General features: G+C 68.1%; 28 protein-coding genes and 1 riboswitch. Of the genes, 9 read left to right on the top strand and 19 right to left on the bottom strand.

The genetic code is table 11. The features are described from left to right. Nucleotides 1-117 precede the first annotated feature (117 nt). The 16 genes from BFE01S_RS23540 to fliF form a co-directional block, all read right to left on the bottom strand. Nucleotides 118-507, bottom strand: coding sequence for a DUF1493 family protein (locus BFE01S_RS23540; RefSeq protein WP_028227612.1), 390 nt, complete (start codon nt 505-507; stop codon nt 118-120). Continuing rightward, complete coding sequence (locus BFE01S_RS23545) at nt 479-982, bottom strand: STM2901 family protein (RefSeq protein ID WP_156967130.1); 504 nt, start codon at nt 980-982, stop codon at nt 479-481. Before BFE01S_RS23545 ends, BFE01S_RS23540 begins: the two co-directional genes overlap by 29 nt. Nucleotides 983-989: 7 nt before the next feature. Beyond that, nucleotides 990-1,481: an Hcp family type VI secretion system effector gene (locus tag BFE01S_RS23550; protein ID WP_028227614.1), complete on the bottom strand. Its 492-nt coding sequence runs from the start codon at nt 1,479-1,481 to the stop codon at nt 990-992. Nucleotides 1,482-1,627: 146 nt separating this feature from the next. Next, entirely contained in the window at nt 1,628-2,419 is a 792-nt protein-coding gene (fliR, locus tag BFE01S_RS23555; RefSeq protein ID WP_028227615.1) for a flagellar biosynthetic protein FliR, read from the bottom strand. Nucleotides 2,420-2,444: 25 nt separating this feature from the next. Continuing rightward, a complete protein-coding gene (fliQ, locus tag BFE01S_RS23560) occupies nt 2,445-2,714 on the bottom strand; it encodes a flagellar biosynthesis protein FliQ (protein ID WP_028227616.1) in 270 nt (89 codons plus the stop codon). 12 nt (nt 2,715-2,726) lie between these two features. Next, entirely contained in the window at nt 2,727-3,563 is an 837-nt protein-coding gene (gene fliP, locus BFE01S_RS39880; protein ID WP_042338336.1) for a flagellar type III secretion system pore protein FliP, read from the bottom strand. After that, nucleotides 3,564-4,238: a flagellar biosynthetic protein FliO gene (gene fliO / locus BFE01S_RS23570; RefSeq protein ID WP_084170113.1), complete on the bottom strand. Its 675-nt coding sequence runs from the start codon at nt 4,236-4,238 to the stop codon at nt 3,564-3,566. Continuing rightward, nucleotides 4,235-4,708 carry a flagellar motor switch protein FliN gene (fliN, locus tag BFE01S_RS23575; protein WP_028227618.1) on the bottom strand — a complete coding sequence of 158 codons (474 nt, stop codon included), beginning with the start codon at nt 4,706-4,708 and terminating at the stop codon, nt 4,235-4,237. Before fliN ends, fliO begins: the two co-directional genes overlap by 4 nt. Further along, nucleotides 4,701-5,699 (bottom strand): flagellar motor switch protein FliM, encoded by a 999-nt coding sequence (gene fliM / locus BFE01S_RS23580; protein WP_028227619.1) that lies wholly within the window; start codon nt 5,697-5,699, stop codon nt 4,701-4,703. Before fliM ends, fliN begins: the two co-directional genes overlap by 8 nt. Nucleotides 5,700-5,790: 91 nt before the next feature. Next, nucleotides 5,791-6,294 carry a flagellar basal body-associated protein FliL gene (gene fliL, locus BFE01S_RS23585; protein ID WP_028227620.1) on the bottom strand — a complete coding sequence of 168 codons (504 nt, stop codon included), beginning with the start codon at nt 6,292-6,294 and terminating at the stop codon, nt 5,791-5,793. A gap of 378 nt (nt 6,295-6,672) precedes the next feature. After that, nucleotides 6,673-8,184 carry a flagellar hook-length control protein FliK gene (locus BFE01S_RS23590; protein WP_028227621.1) on the bottom strand — a complete coding sequence of 504 codons (1,512 nt, stop codon included), beginning with the start codon at nt 8,182-8,184 and terminating at the stop codon, nt 6,673-6,675. Between the two features lie 34 nt (nt 8,185-8,218). Next, entirely contained in the window at nt 8,219-8,671 is a 453-nt protein-coding gene (gene fliJ / locus BFE01S_RS23595; protein WP_028227622.1) for a flagellar export protein FliJ, read from the bottom strand. Between the two features lie 65 nt (nt 8,672-8,736). Beyond that, a complete protein-coding gene (fliI, locus tag BFE01S_RS39885; protein WP_042338337.1) occupies nt 8,737-10,338 on the bottom strand; it encodes a flagellar protein export ATPase FliI in 1,602 nt (533 codons plus the stop codon). Next, nucleotides 10,332-11,033: a flagellar assembly protein FliH gene (gene fliH, locus BFE01S_RS23605; RefSeq protein WP_028227623.1), complete on the bottom strand. Its 702-nt coding sequence runs from the start codon at nt 11,031-11,033 to the stop codon at nt 10,332-10,334. The genes fliI and fliH overlap by 7 nt, the downstream gene beginning before the upstream one ends. Further along, nucleotides 11,026-12,021: a flagellar motor switch protein FliG gene (gene fliG, locus BFE01S_RS23610; protein WP_028227624.1), complete on the bottom strand. Its 996-nt coding sequence runs from the start codon at nt 12,019-12,021 to the stop codon at nt 11,026-11,028. Before fliG ends, fliH begins: the two co-directional genes overlap by 8 nt. After that, complete coding sequence (gene fliF, locus BFE01S_RS23615) at nt 12,011-13,786, bottom strand: flagellar basal-body MS-ring/collar protein FliF (RefSeq protein WP_028227625.1); 1,776 nt, start codon at nt 13,784-13,786, stop codon at nt 12,011-12,013. The genes fliG and fliF overlap by 11 nt, the downstream gene beginning before the upstream one ends. A 268-nt stretch (nt 13,787-14,054) precedes the next feature. Here fliF and fliE point away from each other — a divergent pair, with 268 nt between their 5' ends. The 5 genes from fliE (at nt 14,055) to BFE01S_RS39890 (ending at nt 17,465) form a co-directional block, all read left to right on the top strand. Continuing rightward, nucleotides 14,055-14,384: a flagellar hook-basal body complex protein FliE gene (fliE, locus tag BFE01S_RS45935; RefSeq protein WP_028227626.1), complete on the top strand. Its 330-nt coding sequence runs from the start codon at nt 14,055-14,057 to the stop codon at nt 14,382-14,384. Between the two features lie 297 nt (nt 14,385-14,681). Beyond that, nucleotides 14,682-15,128: a flagellar export chaperone FliS gene (gene fliS, locus BFE01S_RS23630; RefSeq protein WP_028227627.1), complete on the top strand. Its 447-nt coding sequence runs from the start codon at nt 14,682-14,684 to the stop codon at nt 15,126-15,128. Beyond that, nucleotides 15,125-15,457 carry a flagellar protein FliT gene (locus BFE01S_RS23635; protein ID WP_028227628.1) on the top strand — a complete coding sequence of 111 codons (333 nt, stop codon included), beginning with the start codon at nt 15,125-15,127 and terminating at the stop codon, nt 15,455-15,457. The genes fliS and BFE01S_RS23635 overlap by 4 nt, the downstream gene beginning before the upstream one ends. 80 nt (nt 15,458-15,537) lie before the next feature. After that, nucleotides 15,538-17,064: a flagellar hook-length control protein FliK gene (gene fliK / locus BFE01S_RS23640; RefSeq protein WP_028227629.1), complete on the top strand. Its 1,527-nt coding sequence runs from the start codon at nt 15,538-15,540 to the stop codon at nt 17,062-17,064. Beyond that, entirely contained in the window at nt 17,061-17,465 is a 405-nt protein-coding gene (locus BFE01S_RS39890; RefSeq protein WP_084170115.1) for an EscU/YscU/HrcU family type III secretion system export apparatus switch protein, read from the top strand. Before fliK ends, BFE01S_RS39890 begins: the two co-directional genes overlap by 4 nt. Here the strand turns inward: BFE01S_RS39890 and BFE01S_RS23650 are convergent. Together BFE01S_RS23650 and BFE01S_RS23655 are read right to left on the bottom strand one after the other, a co-directional pair. Next, nucleotides 17,443-18,873, bottom strand: coding sequence for a coniferyl aldehyde dehydrogenase (locus BFE01S_RS23650; RefSeq protein ID WP_028227630.1), 1,431 nt, complete (start codon nt 18,871-18,873; stop codon nt 17,443-17,445). The genes BFE01S_RS39890 and BFE01S_RS23650 overlap by 23 nt on opposite strands. Before the next feature lie 147 nt (nt 18,874-19,020). Continuing rightward, nucleotides 19,021-20,748 carry an isovaleryl-CoA dehydrogenase gene (locus tag BFE01S_RS23655; protein WP_028227631.1) on the bottom strand — a complete coding sequence of 576 codons (1,728 nt, stop codon included), beginning with the start codon at nt 20,746-20,748 and terminating at the stop codon, nt 19,021-19,023. A gap of 265 nt (nt 20,749-21,013) precedes the next feature. On the opposite strand from BFE01S_RS23655, the gene BFE01S_RS23660 reads away from it, so the two are divergent. Beyond that, nucleotides 21,014-22,642 carry a GMC family oxidoreductase gene (locus BFE01S_RS23660; RefSeq protein ID WP_028227632.1) on the top strand — a complete coding sequence of 543 codons (1,629 nt, stop codon included), beginning with the start codon at nt 21,014-21,016 and terminating at the stop codon, nt 22,640-22,642. A gap of 144 nt (nt 22,643-22,786) precedes the next feature. On the opposite strand, the gene BFE01S_RS23665 is transcribed toward BFE01S_RS23660, so the two are convergent. After that, the gene (locus BFE01S_RS23665) at nt 22,787-23,731 is read right to left on the bottom strand and encodes a LysR family transcriptional regulator (RefSeq protein WP_028227633.1); all 945 of its coding nucleotides are present in this window, start codon (nt 23,729-23,731) and stop codon (nt 22,787-22,789) included. Nucleotides 23,732-23,847: 116 nt separating this feature from the next. Here BFE01S_RS23665 and BFE01S_RS23670 point away from each other — a divergent pair, with 116 nt between their 5' ends. From BFE01S_RS23670 to ahcY, 3 genes are all read left to right on the top strand, one after another. Further along, nucleotides 23,848-24,312, top strand: coding sequence for a CidA/LrgA family protein (locus tag BFE01S_RS23670; protein ID WP_028227634.1), 465 nt, complete (start codon nt 23,848-23,850; stop codon nt 24,310-24,312). A 52-nt stretch (nt 24,313-24,364) separates the two neighbouring features. Further along, nucleotides 24,365-25,087 (top strand): LrgB family protein, encoded by a 723-nt coding sequence (locus BFE01S_RS23675; RefSeq protein ID WP_028227635.1) that lies wholly within the window; start codon nt 24,365-24,367, stop codon nt 25,085-25,087. A gap of 64 nt (nt 25,088-25,151) precedes the next feature. Next, nucleotides 25,152-25,269, top strand: a riboswitch (S-adenosyl-L-homocysteine riboswitch). 34 nt (nt 25,270-25,303) lie between these two features. Continuing rightward, on the top strand, nt 25,304-26,722 hold the full coding sequence (gene ahcY, locus BFE01S_RS23680; RefSeq protein ID WP_028227636.1) for an adenosylhomocysteinase: 1,419 nt from the start codon (nt 25,304-25,306) through the stop codon (nt 26,720-26,722). Nucleotides 26,723-26,738: the final 16 nt, after the last annotated feature.

Raw genomic sequence — 26,738 nt, forward strand, 5'->3', positions numbered from 1 at the left:
CTGGCTGCGGTGCCGCCCTGGACCCTCTGGTCTGCGTGGGGCTGCACGGCGGACCTGCAATGCAACGTCACCGTAGAGGCGCGACAGCCGCCCTACGGCGACGACCTTTCTCGCCATTCATTTGCCAGGGGGCGGTGTGTCGCCCCGTTCCTGCAAGCTCTGGCTATCCCAGATACCCCGGTCAATGGCACGTTGGAGCATCGAGACGTTGAGCGATTGCCTGACGTATTGGCGTGCGCCCAATATCCTTCTTTTAATCCATTTGTCTAAAAATGGGATGGGAAAACCGGATGCTTCCATTTCGAAGTATCGATGAAAATCGTAATCCCCTCGCTCAACGGGAAATTCTCTAAAGAACGCATCCATTAAAATATTGGCATCATCTCCGGTTATTCCGAAGTCGTCCTCGATAACGCTCGACGGGAGTATTTCCAGTTTGTCCGGGACCCCCGCTTCTTTGCGGAAAAAAGCTTCCAGCTCAACCGAAACTCCCTTCTGTTGCGTCATTTATACGATCCTCTTCATCGACAATATCGTTGTAATGCGCCAGGGAGCGGGCGGCGATCTTCACCACATCATAAGCCGTCAGCATTGCGCCGGCCCACGGTATCCAGCGGCCGATAAACGCGCCCAGATTTCGCGTCATGGAAAATTGAAATCGCCTCGCTGACCGGGTTGTCAGTGTAGGTAAAATGGCTTTTTCGAAATTGATATCGACCAAAGCCCGAAGGACAAGCGAAGCGATCGAGGTTCCCGCAGTCGCTCCCCCAGGCTTTGCGCGCGTTGAAATCCACGGACGACCCAGTAAAATCATCACTACGCCAGTCACGCCGTTATAGTCTTTTATGTGGAAATATTTGCAAATTTCCTCGGCCGTTACGCACAGGAAGAGTGTCTGGGCGTCTATGGACTTCCCGTCATAGCTGTACCTGCGTGCCTTCTCCGGCGTCGCGTCGCTTATGAGCCGTTCGTAATCGTTCATCGTCGCCTCAGCCAAAAAGCCGGTTCGAGGCGGCACTGTTCTGTTTCACGTCAATTAGCGCAGTTACCGTACCCTGGCTGCCGCCCGTTGCACCTTGTACGACATACTCTTGCTTCATTCGCGCAAAAGATAGCGCGACGTGTTCCAGTACTAGTCCGGCGCCCGCGGCCGGTTCAACACGCGTGACCATCACCTCGGACAGGGTGTATCTCAGGTATTCGAGCGGCACACCACCGGCTTTGCGCATGGTCAGCACGACTCTCGGAACAGGCTTTCCCTGAAAGCAGTAGCTCGCCAGATTGGGGCTTGCACGGTCTATCGCGTGCGTGAAATGTAAATCCGAAACCGAGGCCTTTGCCGCCCCGCCTCCTGAACCGGAATGCATGCCGGATTGTTGCGCTATATGCCAGCCCCAATGAAGCACCTCGACTTCGTCAGGGTGCGCTGCATCCCGCGACTCTCCAGAAATACCGTCAATCTTGATAAAGATATCCGCCATTGCAATTCCAGCCAAGGTTCAGGAGCGTCCAGCGTACTCCGTACTTCCATCGGAATTTGCAAAACAACGGTGAGGTCTTGTGCCATGTCATGCCCTGCTGTGCAACCCAGGGCAGGACGAGCGCAGGGAAGGGGCGGGGCGGGAGGCTACCCCGCCGGCCGCAACCCGCCGGCCACCCGCCCCATCTCGTCGATTCCGATATCGAAGAGCCGCCCGAAGAACGGAATCAGATTGGGCACCATCATCAGCGTGAGCGTAATCCCCACGAGCGTGGTCAGCGCGAACCCCACCTGAAAGATGCCGATCTGCGGCGCCGCGCGGTTCAGAATGCCGAGGCACAGGTTGGCGATCAGCAGCGCGACCACCACCGGCAGCGAAAGCAGCAGCCCCGTGGCAATCACGATCGAACCGAAATCCGAGATCTGCCGCCAACCCGCGGCACCGAGCACGTCTGCGGAAACCGGCACCGACTGGAACGAGGCGACGAGCGCCGCGATCATTTGCAGATGACCGTCGAAGACGAGAAAGGTCATCATCGCGATCATGTTGAAGAGGCTCGAAACCGCCGAGGCATTGGTGTCCGCCATCGGGTCGAAGAACGAGGCGAAGCCGAGCCCCATGCCGAGTCCCATGAGGTCGCCCGCCGCCGTGACGACGCCGAACACGATCTGCATGGTGAAGCCGAGCGCAAGTCCGATCAGGACCTGGTTCGCGAGGATCCACACCCCGGACGCCGAAAACACCGTGACCTGCGGCATGGGTCCGAGCGTGGGCGCGACGATGAGCGTGGTGAACGCCGCGAGGCCGATCTTCACGCGCGACTGCAGCGACTTGTTGCCGAGCACGGGCGCCGCCGCGATCAGCGCGAGCATGCGCGTGAACGGCCACAGGAACGCGGTGAGCCAGATGTTCAGCTGCGCATAGGTGACCGAGAACATCGCGCGGCGAGCCTGAAGGCGGGCTTTAGCCCGCGACCGCCGGAATGCTCGCGAACATGCGGTGCATGTAGTCGAGCAGCGTCTGCAGCATCCACGGCCCGATCAGCACGAGCGTGAGCGCGATGGCGATGAGCTTGGGAATGAACGTGAGCGTGGTTTCGTTGATCTGCGTGGCGGCCTGAAACAGGCTCACCAGCAGGCCCACCACGAGCGAGACGAGCAGCAGAGGCGCGGCCACCAGCATCGCGACGTACATCGCGTCGTGGGCCATCGTCATGACCATTTCGGGCGTCATGGGCGTCTCTCCTTACGTGAAGCTCTGCGCGAGCGAGCCGATCAAAAGCTGCCAGCCGTCCACGAGCACGAACAGCATGAGCTTGAACGGCAACGAGATCGTGATGGGCGAGACCATCATCATCCCCATCGACATCAGCACGCTCGCCACCACCAGGTCGATGATGAGGAACGGGATGAAGATGGTGAAGCCGATCTGGAAACCCGTCTTCAGCTCGCTCGTCACGAACGCCGGCACGAGCAGCGTGAGCGGCACGTCCTCGGGGCCCTGCATGGGCGCCGCGTGCGAAATGCGCGCGAAGAGCGCGAGGTCCGATTCGCGCGTCTGGCGCAGCATGAAGGTCTTGAACGGCGCGACGCCGCGCGAGACCGCCTCGTCCATCGGCAGCGTGCCCGCCGAGAAAGGCTTGTAGCCGTCGTTGTACGCCTTGTCGATCACGGGCGACATGATGAACAGCGTGAGAAAGAGCGCAAGGCCCACCAGCACCTGGTTGGGCGGCGTGGTGGTCGTGCCGAGCGCCTGGCGCAGCAGCGAAAGCACGATGATGATGCGCGTGAAGCTCGTCATCATCAGCAGCATCGCCGGCAGGAACGACAGCATCGTGAGCAGCAGCATCGTCTGCACGCTCAGCGAGTACGTCGTGCCGCCGCCGGGGCCCGCGCTCGTGGTGAAGGCGGGCAGGCCCATGGGCTGTGCGGCCTGGGCCCAGGCCGCGTGCGGCAGCGTCAGCGCAAGGGCCGCGCCGCCGAAGCCCAGTACGAGGGGCAGGACGCGACCGGGTGCGATACGGGCGCGGGCGGTGCCGCGCGCGTCGCAACCGTGCGTTGCGTGGAGGGAACTGCTGTGCATTTACTGCGCTCCGCCGTCGTGACGCCTGAATCGTTTGCCGGCTTCGTTTTTCAGCGCGTCACGAAAGCGTTGTCCGAAGCTGCCTGCGAGAGGACCTGCTGGGTCCGCGAGGGGACCGGCAGGCGCGCCCTGCGGCGCGGTGCCGGCGGGCATGGTGTGGAGAAGCCGCACGTTGCCGGGTGCGGCGCCGAGTACGAGCCAGGTGTCGCCGATCTCGACGACGGCCACGCGCTCCTTGCCGCCGAGCGAAGCGCCGCCCACGGTCTTCACGAGCGCATTGCGCGGCGCGCCTTGCAGGCCGAGGCGCCGGGCGAGCCAGGCGCAGCCGAACACCACGGCGATCACCACCGCCAGGCCGAACACGGTTTGCAGCACGGCGCCGAAGCCGAGTGCGGGCACGGCGCTGCCTGCGCCGAGCACCGCGGTGCCCGAGGCCGCCGAAGCCGCAACGGCGCCCGATGCACTGGATGCACTGGATGCACCCAACGCCGCGGCCTCGTTCACGGCCTTGAGGTCCGCCGCCTGCGCGGCGAGCGGTGCGAACGCGGCGAGCATCGGGATGGCGGCGCAGGCAATGGCGGCGCTCGCCCCCTTCAACGCGTTCACGGCCCCGATCGTGCGGCGCCGGCAAGACGCGAGCGCCGCCTTGCCGCCGCGTCCTGCCAGCGGTTTCATCGGTTGAGCTTCCGGATCCGCTCGGACGGCGTGATGATGTCGGTCAGGCGAATGCCGAACTTGTCGTTCACCACCACCACTTCGCCCTGGGCGATCAGGCAGCCGTTCACGAGCACGTCCATGGGCTCGCCCGCGAGGCCGTCCAGTTCCACCACCGACCCCTGCGCGAGTTGCAGCAGGTTGCGGATCGCGATCTTGGTGCGCCCGAGCTCGACGGTCATCTGGACCGGGATGTCCAGGATCATGTCGATGTCGTTGCGCGTATTCGTGGCGCTCACCTTCGAGAGCGGCTGGAACACGCCCGCGGTGGTGGCCGACGGCGCGCTCACTTCGTTGCCGTTCTGCTCGGCCAGCGCGCTCGCCCAGTCGTCCATCGCGTCGTCGTCCTGGGCTTGCGCAGCGGCTTCGGCGCCGGCACCGGCTGCTGCGGGGATCGGTTCGTCTGCGGGCGTGGCGTTCACGTCACTCATATCCACCTTCCTTCATCGTGTCGGCTGCGCTGATCATCTTCTGGACCCTCAACGCGTATTGACCATTGAAAATTCCGTAGCCGCATTCCATCACCGGCACGCCGTCCACCTTGGCGACGATGTGTTCGGGAATGTTCAGCGGCAGCACGTCGCCCTTCTGCATGTTCAGGATCTGCTCGAACGTCACGGGCACCTGCGCGAGATCGGCGGTGAGCTCCACCTCGGCGGCCTGTACCTGCTGCGAGAGCACGCGCACCCAGCGGCGGTCCACGTCGAGCACTTCGCCCTGGATGGGCGAGGCGAGCACGTCGCGGATCGGCTCGATCATCGAGTAGGGCATGCAGATGTGCAGCGTGCCGCCCGTGGGCCCGAACTCGATCGAGAACTGCGTGACGATCACGATCTCGTTGGGCGTGGCAACGTTGGCGAACTGCGTGTGCATCTCGGAGCGCACGAATTCGAACTGCAGCGGCCGCACGCTCTTCCACGCGGTGGTGTAGTGCTCGAACACGAGGTTGAGCAGTTTGCCGATGATGCGCTGTTCGGTCTGCGTGAAGTCGCGGCCTTCCACGCGCGTGTGAAAGCGCCCGTCGCCGCCGAACAGGTTGTCCACCACGAAGAACACGAGGTTCGGGTCGAACACGAACAGCGACGTGCCGCGCAGCGGCTTCACGTGCACGAGGTTCAGGTTCGTCGGGATCGGCAGGTTGCGGGTGAATTCGCTGTACTTCTGCACGCGCACGGGCCCCACCGAAATTTCGGCGGTGCGGCGCATGAAGTTGAAAACGCCCACGCGCAACAGACGCGCGAAGCGCTCGTTGATGATCTCGAGGCCGGGCATCCGGCCGCGGACGATGCGCTCCTGCGTCGCGATGTTGTAGGGGCGAACACCTTGCTTCTCGGTCTGGCTCGGGTCGGAATCGACCTCCCCGGTGACGCCCTTCAGGAGGGCATCGACCTCCTCCTGGGACATGAACTCGCTGTGGTTCATGCTCATGATGCGTGGCTCTCCCCGCGAGAGACGCGGCCGCTCGCGGGCCGCGTGCGTAGCTCTGGTGCGCGCTGAGTCATGGGTGTGCCGCTCACTGCACGACGAATTCGGTGAACAGCACGTCTTCGACGTGCGCGGGCGTGCCGTGCGGTTCGGTGGGCTGCGCGATCAGCGCGGCCAGCTCGGTGGCGAGCGCGTGCTTGCCGTCGAGCGTCGCGAGGTCTTCGGGATGCTTGTTCGAGAGCGCGAGCAGCAAGCGGCTGCGGATCTCGGGCATGCGGTCGCGCAGTTCGTCCTGGGTCTTCAGGGTGTCGAGCTTGAGCGTGAGGCCGATGCGCAGGTAGTGCGTTTCGCCGTCGTCGGACTGCAGGTTCACCGTCATCGGCTCGAGCGCGAAATACACGGGCACGGCCGGCACCGGCGCGGTGGGCGCGGCGGGCTCGCTCGCGGCGTGGCGCTGCATCACGAACCACGTCGCGCCGGCTGCGGCGCCGGCGGCAAGGATCGCAATGACGGCGATCACGAGAAGGCGCTTCATCGGGCCGGGTTTTGCGCTCTGCGGCGCGGCTTGCTGGTTTGCGGTCGTGGTCGCCATGTCGGTTTTAAGCCTGCGGGTGTGCCTGCGGTGTGCCTTGCGTACATGCCGGGCAAGGGCCTGGGGCCGTTAATGCCGGTAGCTTGCATTGTTCTGGCTTTTGGCTTGCAGCGATGGGAGGAATAGAAGGGGGATTTCCGGCTATCTCGTGCTTTTGTCGCACAAGCTGCGAAAGGCGATGGAAAGCTGGCGGTGCGCCGTTGCGCGCGCAAGGATCGGCTGCGCGGCCGGACGGTCGCCGCTCCCCGCGCGAGGCGGGGCGGCGGGCGGCGGTGTGGTGGGGGCGTGGGTTGTGTCGGCGGTCGGGTCGGGGGCGGGCGGGGGCGGATCGAGGCGGCGGTATGCGCGCCGTCGCCTCGTTTGCGCCGCTTGCGCCGGTCAGGCGAACGTGTCGATCAGGCCCACGCTGCGCTGCGTGGCCGTGGCGGCGGTCACGGGCGCGGTGTCGTCGAGGGTCGTGCCGCCGTTGCTGGCCGTGCGCGTGCCGCTGCCGCTGCTGCCGTTGCCGCCGCTGTTCTGCTGCCCCTGCTGGTTCGCCTGGCGTGCGAAGCTGTCGCTCACGCTCGTGCTGCCAAGGCCAATGCCGTTCTGCTCCATCGCCTCGCGCAGCTTCGGCAGGGCCGCTTCCACGGCTTCGCGCACCTGCTGGTGCTGCGAGACGAAGAGCGCATGAGCGTGGCTTTCGGAGACCTGCAGCACGACCTGGAGCGGGCCGAGATCCTTCGGATTGAGCGTGAGTTCGGCGCTCGACTGACCCGAGTTCGAGAGGAACACCACCTTCTGGCTGAGCGCGTCTTCCCAGTCGGAGGTGCCCACTTGCGGGGCCAGGGCGGCGCCGTTCGCGCCGGCGGCCGCGGCGGCCGTGGGCGCCAGCGTGGTGGCCTGGAGCTGGGCCGCCGCGGCGGCGGCCGCCTGGGTGGCCGTGAGCGCGTCTGCGGCGCTCTGGCCCGTGCCGCTTCCGGCCGTCTGGGTCGTGCCCTGCTGGGCGGCCGCGGCCGCGGCGACGGCTTCTGCCGTAGTCTGGGCGGGGCTCCCGCCCGCACTCGCGCCGGAGGCGACGTTGACGTCGCCCGCGCCTTTGTCGGCGGTATGCGTCGCGAAGTGAGCCGCGAAGCTGCTGGCCGTGCCGGTCGTCGCGCTGCCGGCGCCGTTGGTGGCATTGGCGCCCGCGCCCGCGGTGGCGGTGTTGCCCGCGCCGCCGCCCGTCGCGGAGAGGCGGGCCGAGATGGCGCCCTGGCCGCCGCGCAGCGAAGACAGCGCGGCTTGCAGCGCGTCGTGAACCGATTTCGGATTGCCGGAGGCGCCGCCGTCCGCCGTGGCGCCGCCCGAACCGCCGGTGGCCGCGCCTGCGGCGGCTGCGGCCGCCGTGGAGGCGAGGCCCTGAAGCGCGGCGTCCGCGCCGGCTTCGCCGGCCGCGGCCGTGCCCGCCGCGGCTTGCGCTTGCGCCTGAGCCTGGGCTTGCGCCTGCATGGCCGCGGCTGCGGCCTGCGCGCCGGCGGCATCGGCCTGCTGCTGGGTGGCGGTCCCGTTGCTGTGCTGCTGCCCTTTGCCCCATGTGTGCTGCACGCCCTGCGCGCCCGAGCCCGAGGCTTGCGAGCCGCTGCTGGTCGAGGCCGTCTGCTGCCCGCTGCTGCCCTGCGCATTGCCGGAGGACGCCGTCTGCGAGGAGGAGGATGAAGCCGACGACGCACTCTGCTGCGCTTGAGCCGGCGAACTGCTGCCCGCACTCTGCTGCGGCGAGGGCGCGCTGTTTTGCTGCTGCGCGTCCATGCTTTGCTGGAGTGTCTGCGCGAAGCCCTGGCTTGCCTGGCTGGCCTGGCTGGCGGTGGCGCCCGAAACGGCGTCCCCGACGGCGCCGAGCAGCGAGCTGATAGCTAAGAGGATCGTCATGCCGATTCCTTCGGATGCGGTGCGGTTGCGGGTGTCACGGGTGCTGCGCCGCACGCATGCGCAGGATGCGCGCGGCGTGCTCGTCGGCGTCGCGCTGTTCGCGGCGCGCTTCGTTGCGGGCGGCCACGTCGTCCTGGCGCGCCTGCAGCACTTCGTAGGAGCCGAGTTTCTGCTTGCTGCGCTGCCATTCCGGCTTCGCCGCCTCGAGGCGCGCGCTCGCCTGTTCGACGAGGCGGCGCTGCTGTTCGATGGCGCTGTCGAGCGTGTCGATGAACGCCTGGAAGTTGCGCACGTTGCCCGCCGCCATGCCGTGGCGGGCCGACTCGGTGAAGCGCGTGTGGTACTCGTCGCGATACGTGACGAGCGACTGGAGCTGCGTTTCGGCCTCGGTCTTCTCGCGCTGCATGCGGCCGAGCCGCTGCGCGGCGGCGTCCAGCTCGTCCTGCGCGAGTCCGATGAGGGTTTGCAGCGGTGATTGCTTCGTCATGTCCTGGCTCCTTTGTCGGCCGGCCCGCGGGCGTCAGCCCTGCGTCCTGCCCCGTCCGGTTGCGCTCATCCCTGCTGGCCCTGGCCCATCCTGGGTCCGCCCGCCTGGCCGATGAGCGTGCCGAGCGCATCGAGGCTCGCTTCGTAGCTGGCCGTCTCGCGATAGCCCTGCTGCAGGAACGCCTCGATGCGCGGATACAGTGCGATCGCCCGGTCGAGCACCGCGTCGCGCCCGCTCACATAGGCGCCCACATTGATGAGGTCGCGGTTGCGCTGGTAACGCGAGAGCATCTGCTTGAACGCTCGCGTGCGATTCAAATGCTGGTCGTCGATCAGCGCCGTCATCGCGCGGCTGATCGAGGCTTCGATATCGATGGCCGGGTAGTGACCGGCCTCCGCGAGCGTTCTGGACAGCACGATGTGGCCGTCCAGGATCGCGCGCGCCGAATCGGCGATGGGGTCCTGCTGGTCGTCGCCTTCGGTCAGAACAGTATAGAACGCCGTAATCGAACCGCCGCCTTCCGGGCCATTGCCGGTGCGCTCGACGAGCGCGGGCAGGCGCGCGAACACCGAAGGCGGGTAGCCCTTGGTGGCGGGCGGCTCGCCGATGGCGAGCGCGATCTCGCGCTGCGCCATGGCGTAGCGCGTGAGCGAGTCCATCAGCAGCAGCACGTGCTTGCCCTGGTCGCGGAAATACTCGGCGAGCGTCGTGGCGTAGGCGGCGCCCTGCATGCGCAGGAGCGGCGAAACGTCGGCCGGCGCGGCCACCACCACCGAGCGCGCGAGCCCGTCGGGCCCGAGGATCTGCTCGATGAACTCCTTCACTTCGCGGCCCCGTTCGCCGATCAGGCCGATCACGATCACCTCGGCGCTCGTGGCGCGCGCCATGGTGCCGAGCAGCACCGACTTGCCCACGCCCGAGCCCGCGAAGAGGCCCATGCGCTGGCCGCGCCCCACCGTGAGGAGGGCATTGATCGCGCGCACGCCCACGTCGAGCACCTTGTGGATGGGCTCGCGGTTGAGCGGGTTGATCGAGGGCGCGGTGAGCGGCGCGTCGGCTTCGGTCGCAAGCGGGCCGAGGCCGTCGAGCGGCTTGCCCGAGGCATCCACCACGCGGCCGAGCATGCCCCAGCCCACCGGCAGGCGCTTGGCGCCCGCCATGGGGTCGGCGATGGGCGCGGTTTCGAGCGGCCACACGCGCGCGCCGGGCAAGAGGCCCGCGAATTCGGTCGTGGGCATGAGAAAGAGCTTGTCGCCCGCGAAGCCCACCACCTCGGCTTCGGCCATCGCCAGCGTGCTGCCCGGCGGCAGTTCGATCATCACTTCCGCGCCCACCGCGAGGCGCAGGCCCACGGCTTCGAGCACGAGTCCCGCCGCGCGCGTGAGGCGGCCGCAGGCGCGCAGCGGCCGCGCCCGCACGTTGCGCTGGCGCACGTCCGCGAGAAGCGCGTTCCAGGACTTCAGATGCGGGTTGGCGGGATCGAAGTGGGGCGGCGGGGTAAAGGGCGGGAACGGGGAGGCATCGTCGGCGGCTTCGGCGGGTGTGCCGGCGGCGTGCGCCGCATCGTGCGCGGCCGGCCCGAACGAGGCCAGCGCGAGTTCCTGTTCGAGCGGCGTCATGCCGTTCGTGTGGATCGTGCCCACAGACCCGTTCGGCGGCGTCACCACGTCCGCACCTTGCCGAGCGCGGCGGCCACACGCTCCCAGCGCGAGGCGACGCCTGCCTCCACTTCACCGGTCGCGGCCTGGGCGCGGCAGCCGCCGCGTTCGAGCGCCGGGTCGGTCCGCACGGTCCAGCCGCGCGCTTCGAGTTCTTCCTGCAAATAGGCTTCCACCACCGGCAGATCGGCCGGGCTCACCACGAGCTGCGGCGAGCCGGCGAGCGCGGGCTCGGCGGCCAGCACTTCGCGGGCCACCGCGACGAGCGCGGTCGGGTCGTGCTGGACGTGCTGGCGCACGACCTGCTGGGCGATGTCGAGCGCGAGCTCGACGAGCGAGTCGGCCACGCCCGCTTCGACAGTGGTGAGCGCATCGGAGAAACGCTGGGCGATCTGCGCGAGCTGGCGCGCCTGGGCGCGGGCGTCGGCGAGACCCTGCTCGAAGCCCTGCTTGTGGCCCTGCTCATAGCCGGCCTGGTAGCCGAGCGCCTGGCCGGCCACGTGGCCCGCCGCCACGCCTTGCGTGTGCGCTTCGTCGCGCAGGCGCTGGAGTTCGGCTTCGAAGGCGGCCTCTTCGTCGGGCGAAGGCGGCGGGGGCGGGGGCGGCGGCGGGTCGAACGACGCCATCTCCCAGCGCTGGTACGCCGAGGCTTTCGCTTTGGCCTGGGCCGTGGCTTGCGCCGTGGCCGCCGTTTCGTCAGACATACGCGTCTTCCGCCTTGCCGCCGATCACGATCTGGCCGCTCTCGGCCAGATTGCGCACGATCTGCAGGATGCGCCGCTGCTGGGCTTCCACTTCCGACACGCGCACCGGGCCGCGCGCGTCGAGGTCTTCGGCGAGCAGTTCGGCCGCGCGCTGCGACATGTTGGCGAGGAACTTCTGGCGCAGCGCGGGCGGCGCGCCCTTGAGCGAGATGATGAGCGACTCCGACTCCACTTCCTTGAGCAGGAGCTGGATCGCGCGGTCTTCGAGGTCGAGCAGGTTCTCGAACACGAACATCTGGTCGATGATCTTCTGCGCGAGTTCGGCGTCGTACTGGCGCACGTTCTCGAGCACGCCTTCCTCGTGCTGGCTCGTCATGAAGTTGAGGATTTCGGCCGCCGTGCGGATGCCGCCCATCGGGCTGCGCTTGAGGTTGTCGCTGCCCGAGAGCAGGCCCGTGAGCACGTCGTCGAGTTCGCGCAGCGCCTGCGGCTGAATGCCGTCGAGCGTCGCGATGCGCAGCAGCACGTCGTTGCGCAGGCGCTCGCTGAAGCACGAGGCGATTTCGGAGGCCTGGTCGCGGTCGAGGTGCACGAGGATCGTGGCGATGATCTGCGGATGCTCGTTCTTGATGAGCTCGGCCACCGACCCCGAGTCCATCCACTTGAGCCCTTCGATGCCGCTCGTGTCGCCGCCCTGCAGGATGCGGTCGATGATCGCGCCGGCCTTGTCCTCGCCGAGCGCCTTGTTGAGCACGTTGCGGATGTAGTCGTTCGAGTCGAGCGAGAACGCCGTGTGCTGCTCCGCCTCCTTCACGAACTCCTGAAGGATGACTTCGATCTCTTCGCGCTTGACGTTCTTCAGCGTGGCCATGGCCGTGCCGATCTTCTGCACTTCGCGCGGGCCGAGGAACTTGAAGACCTCCGCGGCCTCTTCCTCGCCGATCGACATCAGCAGCAGTGCACTCTTGACAGCCCCTTCAGCGCTCATCGTTCACCCAGTTCTTGACGACGGTTGCGACGATCTTCGGATCCTGGCGCGCGATCGTGCGCGCGTATTCCAGGTTCCGCTCGAATTTGTTCTTCTCGCTTTCGAAGGCGAGCAGGGCGGCTTCGCTGTCCGTGTCCTCGTGCTTCCGGTCGGCGGGGGGCAGCCCGTCGAGCAGCAGCGGTTCGGCGTCGTCGGCTCCGGCCAGGGCCGGCGCGGCGGCCTCGGGCGGCGGGAATGCGCGGCGCAGCGCCGGCTTCACCATCACGAAGTAGAGGAACAAGGCGACCGCGCCGATGCCGAGCCACGTTGCGACCTGCTTCGCGAGCGCGACGATGTCGGGCTGGCGCCACCACGGCAGGTTCGCGTTCGCGTCGGTATCGGGGATGAAAGCGGCGTTCACCACGTTCACCGAGTCGCCGCGCTTCGCGTCGTAGCCCATGGCGTCCTTCACGAGCTGTTCGACCTGCGCGAGCTTTTGCGCGTCGAGCGGCTGCATGCTCGCGTGGCCCTTCGCGTCGAGCTTCGGCTGGTAGTTCACGATCACCGCCACCGACAGCCGCTTGACGTCGCCCGGGGCCTGGCTGTAGTGGCGCACGGTCTTGTCGAGCTCGTAGTTGGTCGTGGTGTCGCGGTGGTCCGAGATCGGCGTGGCGGGTGCCGCGCCGCTTGCGCCCGCGGGCGCGTCGATCGGCGCCGAGGCCGGCTGCGGCGGCTGGTTCGAGAGCGCGCCGGGCACGCCCGAGGCGCCGCCTTGCTGCATTTCGGTCGAAATGCTCTGCTGCTGGCTGCGAATCGCGCTTTGCTGCGGGTTGCCGTTCGGGCCGTAGGCTTCGGAGGTCTGCTCGAGCTTGGAGAAGTCCACGTCGGCGCTCACCTGCGAGCGCGCGTTGCCGGCGCCGAAGAGGGGCGCGAGGATCGCGTCGATGCGCGACTGCGTGTCGTGCTCCACCTGGTGCACATACTTGAGCTGCGAGGCGTCGAGCCCGGCGCCCGAGCTGTTCTGCGTGAGCAGGTTGCCGTCCTGATCGACCACGGTGACGTTGCGCACGGGCAGGTCCGGCACCGCCGAAGCCACCATGTGCGTGATCGCGGCCACCTGGCCGTCGTCGAGCGCGCGGCCCGGGTACAGGTTCACGAGCACGGAGGCGGTGGGCGCCTCGCGGTCGCGCACGAACACGGTGGGCTTCGGAATGGCCAGATGCACGCGCGCCGACTTCACGCTCGCGACCGATTCGATGGTCTGCTCGAGCTCGCCCTCCAGCGCGCGCTGGTAGTTGACCTGCTCGGCGAACTGGCTGATGCCGAACTTCTGGTTGTCCATCAGCTCGAAGCCGACCGAACCGTTCTTGGGCAGGCCCTGGGAGGCGAGGCGCAGGCGCATTTCGTTCACTTCGTCGGAGGGCACGAGGATCGCGCCGCCGCCGTCGGAAAACTTGTAGGGAACGTTTGCGGCCTGGAGCGCCGTAATGATCGCGCCCCCGTCACGGTCGGAGAGGTTGCTGTACAGCACCTTGTAGTCGGGCGCGCGCGACCACAGCACGAGCGCGGCCACGACCGCGACGAGCACTGCGACCGCGACGATGAGCGGCGCGCGCGGGTTGCCGCGCATGCCGCCCAGCGACGAAAGCGACCCGAGGCGCTGCGCGAAGCCGCCGCCGGTGCCGAATTCGTCCGCGGCACCGGGCGTCGCCGCGCCGGCTGCGGCGCCCGTGGCGAGGCCCATGCGGGCGTCGGGGTTGATCAAAGAGTTGGCTGACGAATCCATGCGTCGGGTTTCTCCGGGAAGCCTGCTGCGTCCCGCGCGCGGCGCGCGCAAGGCGGGACTTTCACACTGGGGATTATCCGCAGGCCCACGCAAGCCGATTGCGCGAATAGAGCCGGGTTTCCCCCCTAGTTTCGGCGCTCCCGCCAGGACCCCGCTGCTATGCTCTGCACCAGACTCGGCGCCCTGTATTCGCCGGCTGCGGCGGCCGGTGGCCGGCGGGCCAGGCCCGGCGCCGGGGGCGCCCTTCCTTCCTTACCGTGGAGCAACCATGACAATCTCTCCGCTCACTTCCGCGCTCGCGCAGATGCAATCGATGGCGGCGCAGGCGGCCGGCGGCACCAGCGCCGCCGACGAGTCCTCCGGCGCGGCGACGGCGGGCGGATTCGCCGCGGCGCTCAAGGCCTCGCTCGACAAGATCAGCGACGACCAGCAAAAGGCGGTGGGCGAGTCGCAGGCGTTCGAGCTGGGGTCGAACAACGTCTCGCTGAACGACGTCATGGTGGACATGCAAAAGGCCAACATCGGCTTCCAGTTCGGGCTGCAGGTGCGCAACAAACTGGTCTCGGCGTACACGGACCTCATGCAGATTCAGGTCTGAGGCCGGCGGCGGCCGTGGGTCTCGCAGGCGGGCCGGGCGTCTGGGCACGCCTCGCGCCCCCCGGCCTCGCGCGTTCCCCGGGCGATTTTTGGGGCCAGTTTGCGGGCCGTTTCGAGGTCATCCTCGGGATTGCCCTGCAGGCCGGCCTGCGGGGCCTTGCCGCCGAAGTGGACCGAAAGCGCACCTAAAGCTTCTCCCGCTTCTTTCCGATAACCCGGCTACAGGCCGGCCGGCGCACCGTGCGCGCCTCGGCCGACGAACCGTATCCACCGCCGCACGTATCGAGGAGAAGCACCGATGTTTTCCCCTGCACATTCAGGAGCCAACGCTTACGCACGCGTGGGTGTCGAAACGGGGGTCATGGGTGCGAGTCCGCACAAGCTGATCGCGCTCCTGTACCAGGGGGCGCGCAAGGCGGTTGCACAGGCACGCATGCATTTGCAGATGGGCAATGTCGGGCCGCGCTGCGAAGCGATCAGCAAGGCGATCCGGATTGTCGAAAGTGGGCTCCAGCTGGCGTTGAACGTTGAGGCGGGCGGGGAAGTCGCGCAGCGCCTGAACAGGCTGTATGGCTACATCACGCGGCGTTTGCTGGAAGCAAATATTGAACAGAGCGAGTCCAAGCTGGTCGAGGTTGATGGCCTCCTGGCAACGCTCGAAGAAGCCTGGCTGGGGATTGCACCGGAAGCCGAACGGCTGGCCGCCATGCCAGCCGCTCCGGGGTCCGGTTCATTGACGAGATGAGTTCGAAAGCAGACTACTTCGCCCGCTATGAAGCGATCGCGGCGGTATCAGAGCGCATGCTCTGCGCGGCACGCGATTCGCACTGGAACGATCTGATCGGACTCCAGGAGGAGTACCGGATCCTCGTCGATGCGCTCAAGGCCGCCGACGGCGGCATACGGCTCACCGTCGCCGAACGTGCACGCAAGTTCGAGCTGATCAGTCAGATCCTCGCCGATGACGCGGCCATCCGCGATCTCGCGAGTCCGTGCATGGCGCGTTTGTCGGCGTTGTTCGCCGGCACCGCGCAGCCTTCGCGGGTCTTGCAGGAACTGTACGGCGCGCGCTGACGCGCGGTACCGCCTGCCGTACACCATAGACAGTCGGGCGAGGCGCAGGGCGCCCAGGACCCGCCGGCCTCGGGGAGCGCATGAACGGAATCGATACGGGAGCCTCCGCGCTCAGCGCAGGCCGCGTGAGCGCGCTCAATCCAGTGGGCTCGCAGGGCAGCGCCGGCGCCGCGCAGACGGGCCAGACGGGGGTGAGCGCGCTCGCCGGCGGCGCGGCCGCGCTGCCCGATGCGCAGAGCCCCAACCCGCAGGCCTCGACCCAGACCGTACTCTCCGCCGTCGCGCTCGCGCTCGACGCGATCATCCGCTCGGGCGGCGAAGCCACGCCCGCCGTGGTGGGCCAGGCGCCCGTCTGGAGCGACCCGGACGCGGCCGATTCCGCCGGCCAGGGTTCGCTGCCGCTGCCCGGCATGCCGGCCGGCGCCGCCCAGCTTGCCTCCGAACTCGAAACCATCGAGTCCACGCTCCTCGCCGACGATGCCGCCGCGCTCGCGCAGAGCGAGGGCGGGGCGGCGAATCTCGCGGCGAATCCGAACGGCACCGCTGCTGCCGGCGCCAATGCAGCCGCCGCGGCCAACGCAGCGACTGCCGACGGCGCCGCGGCCGGCGCCCAGGCGCCGTCTTCCCCGGCAGCCCAGGCCACGCAGGCAGCCACCGCCGCCCAGTCGGGCGCCGTGGCGGCACTGGCTGCCGCGCTGGAACAAACCGTGACCGGCAGCGGCCTCTTCTACGAATCGCATCTCGCGCAATGGCTGCTCGGCCAGCGCACCCCGGCCGAGCTCGCGGACGAACCGCAGAACCGGCTCATGAACGCATCGGCGCAACTGCCGCTCGACTGGACCGAGGCCCTCGACGAAGCCGACGACGTGCTCTGGGCCGAAACGCCCGCGCCGGGCGGGCGCGGCACCCCGGCGGGCGGCGCGCGCGCGGACAGCGCGAACGCTTCCCCCCAGGGCTATGCGGGTCAGGAGAGCGGCGCCGCGACGCTCGCTTCGAATGCGGCGCTCGTGCGCGCGAACGGTTTGCTCTCCGAAACGATGCTGCTGCCCGCGGCGCAGGATCAGGCGGCCGCCGGCCAGGTGGTGCACGCCGCCGTGATTCCGCTCGTGCGCCAGCAACTCGACCTGCTCGCCACCGGCGAATTTCGCTGGACCGGCGAAGCGTGGCCCGGCGTGCGGCTCGACTGGAGCATTCAGCAGGACCGCTACGATCCGCGCGATGGCCACCACGGCGCCGCCGACGCCGACGAACCGCCCTGGCGCACGCGTCTCACGCTCGCGCTGCCGTCGCTCGGCACGGTGGATGCGGAACTCACGCTCTCGGGCGAGGCGCTCGCCGTGCGCGTGCAGGCGAGTTCGGACGGCGCGGCGCGGCTCACGGAGGGCAGCGAGGCGCTGCGCAGCCGGCTCGAAGCCCTGGGTCTTGCGCTGACCTCGCTTGCGATCCGCGAGATCGGCGCTGCGCCCGGTCCCGCCGAGGCCTCGAAAGCCGCGCATGCGTATGCGCGCGCGGCCGCGGCGGCGGCCGCGCAGGACGCCCAGGAGGCGCAGGCCCACGCGCATGCGCAGGCCGGCGCCACCGGTGATTTCGACTGGGAGCTGAGATGAGCCGCACGCACCGCAGGACCGCCGCCGCGCTCGCCTACGACACGCCTGCCGATCAGGCACCGCGCGTGGTCGCCAAAGGCTATGGCCTCGTCGCCGACATGATCGTGCAGCGCGCGAAAGAGGCCGGCCTTTACGTGCACCAGTCGCCGGAAATGGTGTCGCTGCTGATGCAGGTCGATCTCGATTCGAAGATTCCGCCGCGGCTCTACCAGGCCGTTGCGGAACTGCTCGCCTGGCTGCATCAACTCGAAGCTGCGGACGCCGAGCGAGCCGAGGCGGCGCAGAAGGCCGCGGCAGCCGCGGCCTCGCAGTCGGCAACGATCGATCCGCCGCAGCCGGCGCGTCTCGCGCGGTGGCCCGCGGCGCTGCCCGCGCCGTTCAGAACTTCATCATCATCCTGATTACGGCGTTGAAGAGCCGGCCGTAGGGCGGCGCGATGAGCCCGCGCCCGTTCAGGCGCGCCTGGGTGAAGACCGGCTTCATCTGCGAGAACGTCACGAAACCCGCGTAGCCGTGGTAGGCCCCCATGCCGCTCGCGCCGACGCCGCCGAACGGCAGCCCCTCCGCCGCGATATGCATGAGCGTGTCGTTGACCGACATGCCGCCCGCGACCGTTTCGTGCGTCACGCGCGCGACGGTGCGCGCGTCGTCGGCGTAGAGGTAGAGCGCGAGCGGGCGGGCGCGCGCATTCACGTAGCGCAGCGCCTCGTCGAGCGTCTCGTAGGTCACGAGCGGCAGCAGCGGCCCGAAAATCTCTTCCTGCATGAGCGCCGTGTGGGCGGGCGCGCCCGTCACGATCACGGGCGCAAAGCGCCGCGACGCAATGTCGTGCCCGGCCAGCGGATGCAACTGTGCGCCCGCTTCCTGGGCTTCGTCGGCGAGGCGCAGCAGGCGATCGAAATGGCGCGGCGAGATGATCGACGTGTAGTCGCCGTTGTTCAGGAAGTCCGGGTAGAGCTGCGCGAAGCGCGTGCGCGCGCGTTCGATGAAGGCCCGCTCCCGGCCCTCCGGAAGCAGCACGTAGTCGGGCGCGATGCAGGTTTGCCCCGCGTTGAGCGTCTTGCCGAGCAGCAGGCTGTCCACGGCATGGTCGAAGCGCGCCTGCTCGCCGATGATCGCGGGCGACTTGCCGCCCAGCTCCAGCGTGACGGGCGTGAGATTGGCCGACGCCGCGCGCATCACCTCGTGACCGACGCGCGTGGAGCCCGTGAAGAGCAGATGATCGAACGGCAGCGCCGTGAACGCGGCACCCACGGCGGAGTCGCCGTTCACCACCGCCACGTGGTCGCGCGCGAAGGTCTTGCCGATCAGTTCCTCGACGAGCGCCGAGGTGCGCGGCGTGAGCTCGGACATCTTGATCATGGCGCGATTGCCGGCCGCGAGCGCGCACACGAGCGGCCCCGCGGCGAGCAGCAGCGGATAGTTCCACGGCACCACGATGCCCGCCACGCCCAGCGGCTGCGGCACCACCTTCGCGCGCCCGGGCCGCAGCCAGCGGCCCACGCTGCGCCGCTGCGGCTTCATCCAGCGCGCGCCGTGCTTCAGCGCCGAATCGATTTCCTGCTTCAACGTGACGAATTCGGCGAAGGTGATTTCGGCCTTCGAACGCTGGCCGAAATCGGCGTTCATGGCTTCGGCCAGGGCGTCGCGGTTCTCGAGCAGCATCGCGCGCAGCGCCTTGAGGTGGCGTACGCGCGTATCCCAGGCGGGAAACGGCTCGCGCAGGAAGGCTTCGCGCTGCACCGCGAGAAGCGCATGGAGGTCGTCGTGAGCGTCGCGCGAGACGGCGTCGGGCAGGTCTTGCTTCATGGTCGGGCGGTCCTCGGGGCGAGTCTTGTTGTGGGCGTTGCGGCGTTGCGCGTGTGGCGGTGAACGGTACGCGCTGCGGCGCCGTGTGCGGGTGCGTCTGCTGGTGCGTTTGCTGGTGCGATGCGGCCGGGCGCGGTCAGCGCGCCGTCACAGCGCGGGAAACGCGCGTGCGACAAGTGCCCCGTGATCGAAGCGCGCCGGCAGCGTGCCGAACACGCGGCCGCAGTCGGCACCGTGTTCGTCGAGGCGCGTGGCGATGAACGCATCGGCGACTTCGGCGGGGCCTTCGCGCAACAGCATGGCCTGCGCGATCAGCACGAGCTGCTGCGCGATATGGCGCGCGTTCGCTTCGCGGGTGCCGGGCGCACCGTTCAGGAGTGCAGACAGACGGTCGAGCGCGGCTTCCAGCACCGCATGGCCCTGCGCTTCGCGGCGCCACGCGAGGAAGAGCGCCTGCGCGGCATCGGCTTCGCGCTCGAGCGCGCGCAGCACGTCGAGGCACATCACGTTGCCCGAGCCCTCCCAGATCGAATTCACGGGCGCCTCGCGGTAGAAGCGCGCCATCGGCCCTTCTTCGACGTAGCCGTTGCCGCCCCATACCTCCATCGCCTCGCCCGTGAACGCGAGCGCGCGCTTGCAGACCCAGAACTTCGCCGCGGGCGTGACGATGCGGCGCCAGGCGCGCGCCTGCAAGGCCACGTCGCCGGATACGGCTGCGCCGGCGTCGCTGACGGCACCGGACGCGGGTTCGCTTTCTTCGAATGCGCGGGCAAGACGCATGAAGAGCACGGTGGCGGCTTCCGATTCGAGCGCGAGGTCGGCAAGCACGTTCTGCATGAGCGGCTGCGCGGCCAGCAGGCGCCCGAATGCGCTGCGGTGCCGCGCATGATGGATGGCCTGCACGAGCGCTGCGCGCATGAGCGCGGCGCTGCCGATCACGCAGTCGAGCCGCGTGTAGTTCGCCATTTCGATGATGGTGGCCACGCCGCGGCCTTCCTCGCCGATCATGAGGCCGTACGCATCGAAGAATTCCACCTCGCTGCTCGCGTTCGAACGGTTGCCGAGCTTGTTCTTCAGCCGCTGCACGTTGACGGCGTTCTTGCTGCCGTCGGGTGCGAAGCGCGGCACGAAGAAGCAGGAGAGGGCGTCGTGATCCGCGCTGCGCGCGAGCACGAGATGGGCGTCGCATTGCGGCGCGGAGAAGAACCACTTGTGCCCCGTGAGCCGGTACTCGGCGCCGCGGCCGGTGGCCACGCCCGCGGCGCGCGCTTCGGTGCGGTTGCTGCGCACGTCGGAGCCGCCCTGCTTTTCGGTCATGCCCATGCCGATCATCATCGACGACTTCTGCTGCCACGGCAGATCGCGCGGATCGTGCTCGCGCGCATAGAGGCGCTCGCGCAGCGCTTCGAAGAGCGCGGGCTCGCGCTGCAGCACGGGAATGCTCGCGAAGGTCATCGTCATGGGGCACAGCGACCCCGATTCGAGCTGGGCATGCAGGAAGTAGCCCGCGCTGCGCGCGGCCATCGCACCGGGCTGCGGGTGCGAGAACGGCAGCGCGTGCAGGCCCTCGGCGCGCAGCAGCGCAAGCAGGCGGTGCCAGGCCGGATGGAATTCGAGCGCGTCGATGCGCTCGCCGCGCGGGCTGTGCGTGAAGAGTTCGGGTTCGTGGCGGTTCGCGAGGTCGGCCAGCGCGAGGGTTTCGGCGGCACCGAGCCGCGCGCCGTCGCGCGCGAGCGCTTCGCGGTGCCAGCCGGCGCCGGCGCGTTCGAGCGATTCGGCGAGTGCGCTATCCGCGGCGAACAGGTTGTAGTCCGCGAGCGGCGGCGCCTGGTTCGTCACGTCGTGGGTCGTGCCGGGGCGATGCGTGTTTTCCATCTGCCTCTACCTCATGCAAAAGGTGTCGGGCTCTCTGGCCCATGGCTGTTCCAGCGCTCCCTGAGTGCTTGCCGGAACCGTTCAGTCTCGATGGCGGGACCGTCTTTCATCTTAGGCGCGCGAGCGCGCCGCGTTTTAGAGGGAACGCTCTGAGATAAATTGCGCCGGGCGCGCCGGACGCTTCCTACAATGCGCGAACCAGAATTATCGAACGAGCGTGCGCCTGGCGCGACCAGGTTCAACGCGAAGAACCTGGGAGGAGACGATGCAATACGACTACATCATCGTAGGCGGCGGCTCGGGCGGCGCATCGCTCGCGGGCCGGCTCGCCGCGCGCTGTCCCGAAGCGACCATCGCGATCATCGAAGCGGGGCCGCACACCGGGCGCAATCTGCTCGTCAACATGCCCGTGGGCGTGGCCGCGCTCGTTCCGCGTCGCATGAAGAACAACTACGGCTACGAAACGGAGCCGCAGCCGGGTCTCGCGGGCCGGCGCGGCTATCAGCCGCGCGGACGCGGCTTCGGCGGATCGAGCGCGATCAACGCGATGATCTATACGCGCGGCCACCCGCTCGACTACGACGAATGGGCGCAACTGGGCTGCACGGGCTGGTCGTTCGCCGACGTGCTGCCGTACTTCCTGCGCGCCGAGGACAACTCGCGCGGCGCGAGCGCGCTGCACGGGGCGGGCGGGCCGCTCGGCGTGTCGGACCTGTGCGAGCGCAACCCCGTGGCGGAGCGCTTCGTGCGCGCGGCGCTCGAAGCGGGCTTTCGCCCCAACGACGATTTCAACGGCCCCGACCAGGAAGGCGTGGGCTTTTACCAGGTGACGCAGCGCGGCGGCGAACGCTGCACGGTGGCGCGCGCCTACCTGTACGGGCACGCGCGCCCGAACCTGCACCTGATCGCCGATGCCACCGTGCTGCGAGTGACCTTCGACGGCGCGCGGGCCAGCGGCGTCGAAGTGGCGCGCGGCGGCCAGATCGAGCGGATGGCCGCGCGCGCGGAAGTGATCCTCGCGGCGGGGGCGTTCAACACGCCGCAACTGCTGATGTGCTCGGGCGTGGGCCCCGCCGATCAACTGCGCGCGCACGGCATTGCCGTGCAGCACGACGCGCCCGAAGTGGGCCGCAACCTGATCGACCATATCGACTTCACCTACAACAAGCGCGTGCATACGAGCGAGACCATCGGCTATTCGCTGCGCGGGATCGCGAAGATGGTGCCCGGCCTCGCGCGTTATTTCGGCGCGCGGCGCGGCATGTTCACGAGCAACGTGGCGGAGGCGGGCGGCTTCATCAAGAGCCAGCCCGGGCTCGAGCGGCCCGATCTGCAACTGCACTTCTGCACGGCACTCGTGGACGACCACAGCCGCAAGCTGCACTGGGGCCACGGCTACTCGCTGCATGTGTGCGTGCTGCGGCCTCACAGCCGCGGCAGCGTGACGCTCGCGAGCGCCGACGCGCGCGTCGCCCCGCTGATCGACCCGCGCTTTCTCTCGGATGCGCGCGACGTGGACCTGCTCGTGGAAGGCGCGCGCGTGGGGCGCCGCATCCTCGAAGCGGCGCCGCTTGCCGAGCTGGGCGGGCGCGAGATCTATACGCATCCCGGGCAGTCCGAGGCCGAGTTGCGCGCGACCATCGCCGCGCGCGCCGACACGATCTATCACCCGGTTTCGACCTGCCGCATGGGCGGCGATGCGCAGTCGGTGGTCGATACGCAACTGCGCGTGCGCGGCGTGAACGGCCTGCGCATTGCGGATGCCTCCGTCATGCCGACGCTCATCGGCGGCAATACGAATGCGCCTACCGTGATGATCGGCGAGCGGGCGGCCGATTTCATCGTCGAAGCGCGCCGCGCGCACGATGCGAGCAGCGCGAGCGTGGTGGCCTGACGGGCGCTGTTTCGTTTTCCTGCCTGTTCTTGCCCGTTTCTGCCAATGGCGCCGAAGCCTTCGAACGTCTCCACAAAACGGGGCGTTCGAGGGCGTTGTCGCGCTTGAAGCCGGCCTCGCGTGCGCGGGCTTTTTCAGCCCCTTCTATTTCCGCTTCGCACCCGCTTCCAACCCCGGCGGCCGCACGAAATCGTCGAGAAACGATGAAGGCTTGCCGAACTCTTCGCGCGCCACGTCCAGCCACGCGCGCGCCGCGTGCGAGAGGTAGGCGCTGCGCTTCCACCCTATCGCCATGTCCCATGCGATCTCCGGTTCGCTCACCGGCAGGCACGTGAAGCGGGCCGCGTCGAGCCGCCGGCAATAGGGCGCCGGCAAGAGCGCGATGCCCACGCCGGCCAGCACCAGTGCCGCCATCAGGTCCCAGTGCCCGCTGCGCCCGACGATCTGCGGCGCGAAGCCCGCCGTGCGGCACGCATGCAGCACGACGTCGTTCAGCGCCAGGCTTTCGCCGTAGAACACGAACGGCTCCGACGCGAGATCGACGAGCGGCACGCTCGCCGCGCCGTCCCAGCGCGAGCCCTTCGGCGCGACGAGCCACAGCAGTTCATGCGAAATCGGCAGGACGTCGATCGTTGCCGGATCCACGGGCTGCAGCACGCCGCCCAGTTCCAGCTCGCCCGCAATCAGCGCCGCTTCGATCGCGCGCGAACCCTGCTCGAAAAGCTTCAGCTCGATCTTCGGGTAGCGCTGGCGGAACGCCGCGATTGCCGGCATGAAGAGCGAGCCGCCCATGGGGGGAATGCCGATCGTCAGCTCGCCGCGGCCGAGCGTCTCCAGATCGGCCAGTTCGGCTTCCAGTTGCGCCTGCGCGGCGAGCACGTCCTGGCCGCGCTGATACACGATGCGGCCCGCGTCGGTGAGCACCATCTGCCGGGCGTCGCGCAGCAACAGCGGGGTGCCGGTTTCGTCTTCCAGCGCCTTGACCATCTTGCTGATGGTGGGCTGGGTGACGTGCAGTTGTTCGGCGGCGGCGGTGAAGCTCTGCTGCCGCACCACCTCGATGAAATAGCGAAGCGCGCGCAGTTCCACAGTCAGGCTCCCGATTCAAGATTCCAGATTGGAATGATTTCAATAATTCTAAGTCATTTTATTTATGTTGCGGCGCAACCTATACTCGCTTTCATCGAAAGTCACCAGGGTTTTCCATGAGCACGCCGACCTCTCTCTCTTCCAGCCGGGCGCCGCAACACGCGGGCGGGATGGCGCGCGTCGGCCGGATTGCCGCGCAATCGGCGCTGCTGGCCGGCGTCTGGTTCGTGGCCGACGCCCTCGTGCGCGTGACGCACCTGCCCGTGCCGGGCGGCGTGGTGGGCCTCGCGGCGCTGCTCGCGCTGCTCTTCTGCGGCGGCGTCGCGCCGCGCTGGGTGAAGGCCGGCGCCGACTGGCTGCTCTCCGACATGCTGCTCTTCTTCATCCCGGCCGCCGTGGCGGCGGTCCAGTACGGCGGCCTGTTCCGCGCCGACGGCTGGCGCCTCGCGCTCGTCGTGGTGGGCGGCACGCTGATGGTGATGGTGGCGGTGGCGTTTGCCGTCGAGCAGGCCGCGCGCCTCGAGCGGCGCCTCGCGCTGCGGCGCGTGCAGCAGGCGCGCCATTCCCACGCGCGCGCCTGAACCGGCCGCCCGACCGTTTGCCCTTGAGTTTGCCATTCAGGATGATCCCGTCATGAACGCGTTTTTCTCCGCCCTGTTCGCCGACGACGCCTCGCGCCTGATCGCCGCCGGCTGCTTCATCCTCACCATCGCGCTCTATTTCGCCGCGAAGTCGCTCTACGCGCGCTTTCGCTCGCCGTGGCTCACGCCGCTCGTCGCCGTGCCCATCGTGCTGGGCGCGATCGTGCTGATGCTGCACATTCCGTATCCGGTCTATTTCGAGGACACGCGCTGGCTCATGTGGCTGCTGGGGCCGGCCACCGTCGCCTTCGCGGTGCCGATCTACGAGTATCGCGCGCTGCTCAGGCGTCACTGGATCTCGCTCATGGTGGGCGTGACGGTGGGTATCGTCGTGGCCGTGGGCGGCTCGCTCGTGCTCGCGAAGCTGCTGCATCTCTCGCCGGATCTGCAGCGCAGCCTGATGACGCGTTCGATCTCCACGCCCTTCGCGCTGGCCGTCTCCGACAAGATCCACGCGCCGCGCGACCTCACCGCGCTGTTCGTGATCGCCACGGGCGTGTGCGGGATGCTGTTCGGCGAGATCGTGCTGGCCCTCGTGCCGCTGCGCACGCGGCTCGCGCGCGGCGCGCTGTTCGGCGCGGCCGCTCACGGCGTGGGCACCGCCAAGGCGCGCGAGCTGGGCAGCGAAGAGGGCGTGGTGGCGAGCCTCACGATGATGATTGCGGGCGTGGTGATGGTGCTGCTCGCGCCCGCGCTCGGTTTCCTGCCGGTCTGAGGGCGCCGCCGCGCCGCGCGGCTGCCATCCAGGCGGCCGTCCCGATTTGCTACAATCACGCCTCGTCTTCGAGGAGCGTTGCGACGGGCTGCAGTTCGACACTGCGGGACCTGCCAGGCTCGAAGGCGCTCAATCCGGTCGGATTCCCTGAATTCACCGCACTGAAACGGCGCTCACGTCTTTAATTTCTAGGTCAATTTTAGAAAGGAGGGCGTGATGAACGCCGCAATTCCGCAAGATAAAGCTCAGGATTTCGTCGTCGCCGATCTGTCGCTGGCCGGCTGGGGCCGCAAGGAACTCGACATCGCCGAAACCGAAATGCCCGGTCTCGTGCAGATCCGCGAAGAGTACAAGGCGCAGCAGCCGCTCAAGGGCGCGCGCATTGCCGGCTCGCTGCACATGACGATCCAGACCGGCGTGCTGATCGAGACGCTCGAGGCGCTGGGCGCCGACGTGCGCTGGGCTTCGTGCAACATCTTCTCGACCCAGGACCACGCGGCCGCCGCAATCGCGCAGGGCGGCACGCCCGTGTTCGCGTTCAAGGGCGAATCGCTCGACGAATACTGGGAGTTCTCGCACCGCATCTTCGAATGGCCGAACGGCGAATTCGCCAACATGATCCTCGACGACGGCGGCGACGCCACGCTCCTGCTGATCCTCGGCTCGAAGGCGGAGAAGGACCGCTCGGTCATCGCGAAGCCCGCCAACGAAGAGGAAGTCGCGCTCTACAAGTCGATCGCCGCGCACCTCGACATCGACCCGCAGTGGTACTCGAAGCGCCTCTCGCAGATCAAGGGCGTGACCGAAGAAACCACGACCGGCGTGCACCGCCTCTACCAGATGGAAAAGGAAGGCCGTCTGCCGTTCCCGGCCATCAACGTGAACGATTCGGTCACGAAGTCGAAGTTCGACAACCTGTACGGCTGCCGCGAGTCGCTCGTGGACGGCATCAAGCGCGCGACCGACGTGATGATCGCGGGCAAGATCGCCGTCGTGGCCGGCTACGGCGACGTGGGCAAGGGCTGCGCGCAATCGCTGCGCGGTCTCGGCGCCACGGTGTGGGTCACCGAAATCGACCCGATCTGCGCGCTGCAGGCGGCGATGGAAGGCTACCGCGTCGTGACGATGGAATACGCCGCCGACAAGGCCGATATCTTCGTGACGGCAACGGGCAACTACCACGTGCTGAACCACGACCACCTGAAGGCGATGCGCCACAACGCGATCGTCTGCAACATCGGCCACTTCGACTCGGAAATCGACGTTGCCTCCACGCGCCAGTACCAGTGGGACAACATCAAGCCGCAGGTCGATCACATCATCTTCCCGGACGGCAAGCGCGTCATCCTGCTGGCCGAAGGCCGCCTCGTGAACCTGGGCTGCGCCACGGGCCACCCGTCGTTCGTGATGTCGAACTCGTTCACGAACCAGACGCTCGCGCAGATCGAACTGTTCACGCAAGGGCAGAAGTACGAGAACAAGGTGTACGTGCTGCCCAAGCACCTCGACGAGAAGGTCGCGCGTCTGCACCTCGCGCGCATCGGCGCGAACCTGACCGTGCTGTCCGACGAGCAGGCTTCGTACATCGGCGTGGAGAAGAACGGTCCGTTCAAGCCCAACCACTACCGCTACTAAGCCAGGCGGTTACAAG

Origin of the sequence: Paraburkholderia ferrariae NBRC 106233 (assembly GCF_000685035.1) — a bacterium.
GTDB lineage: Bacteria > Pseudomonadota > Gammaproteobacteria > Burkholderiales > Burkholderiaceae > Paraburkholderia > Paraburkholderia ferrariae.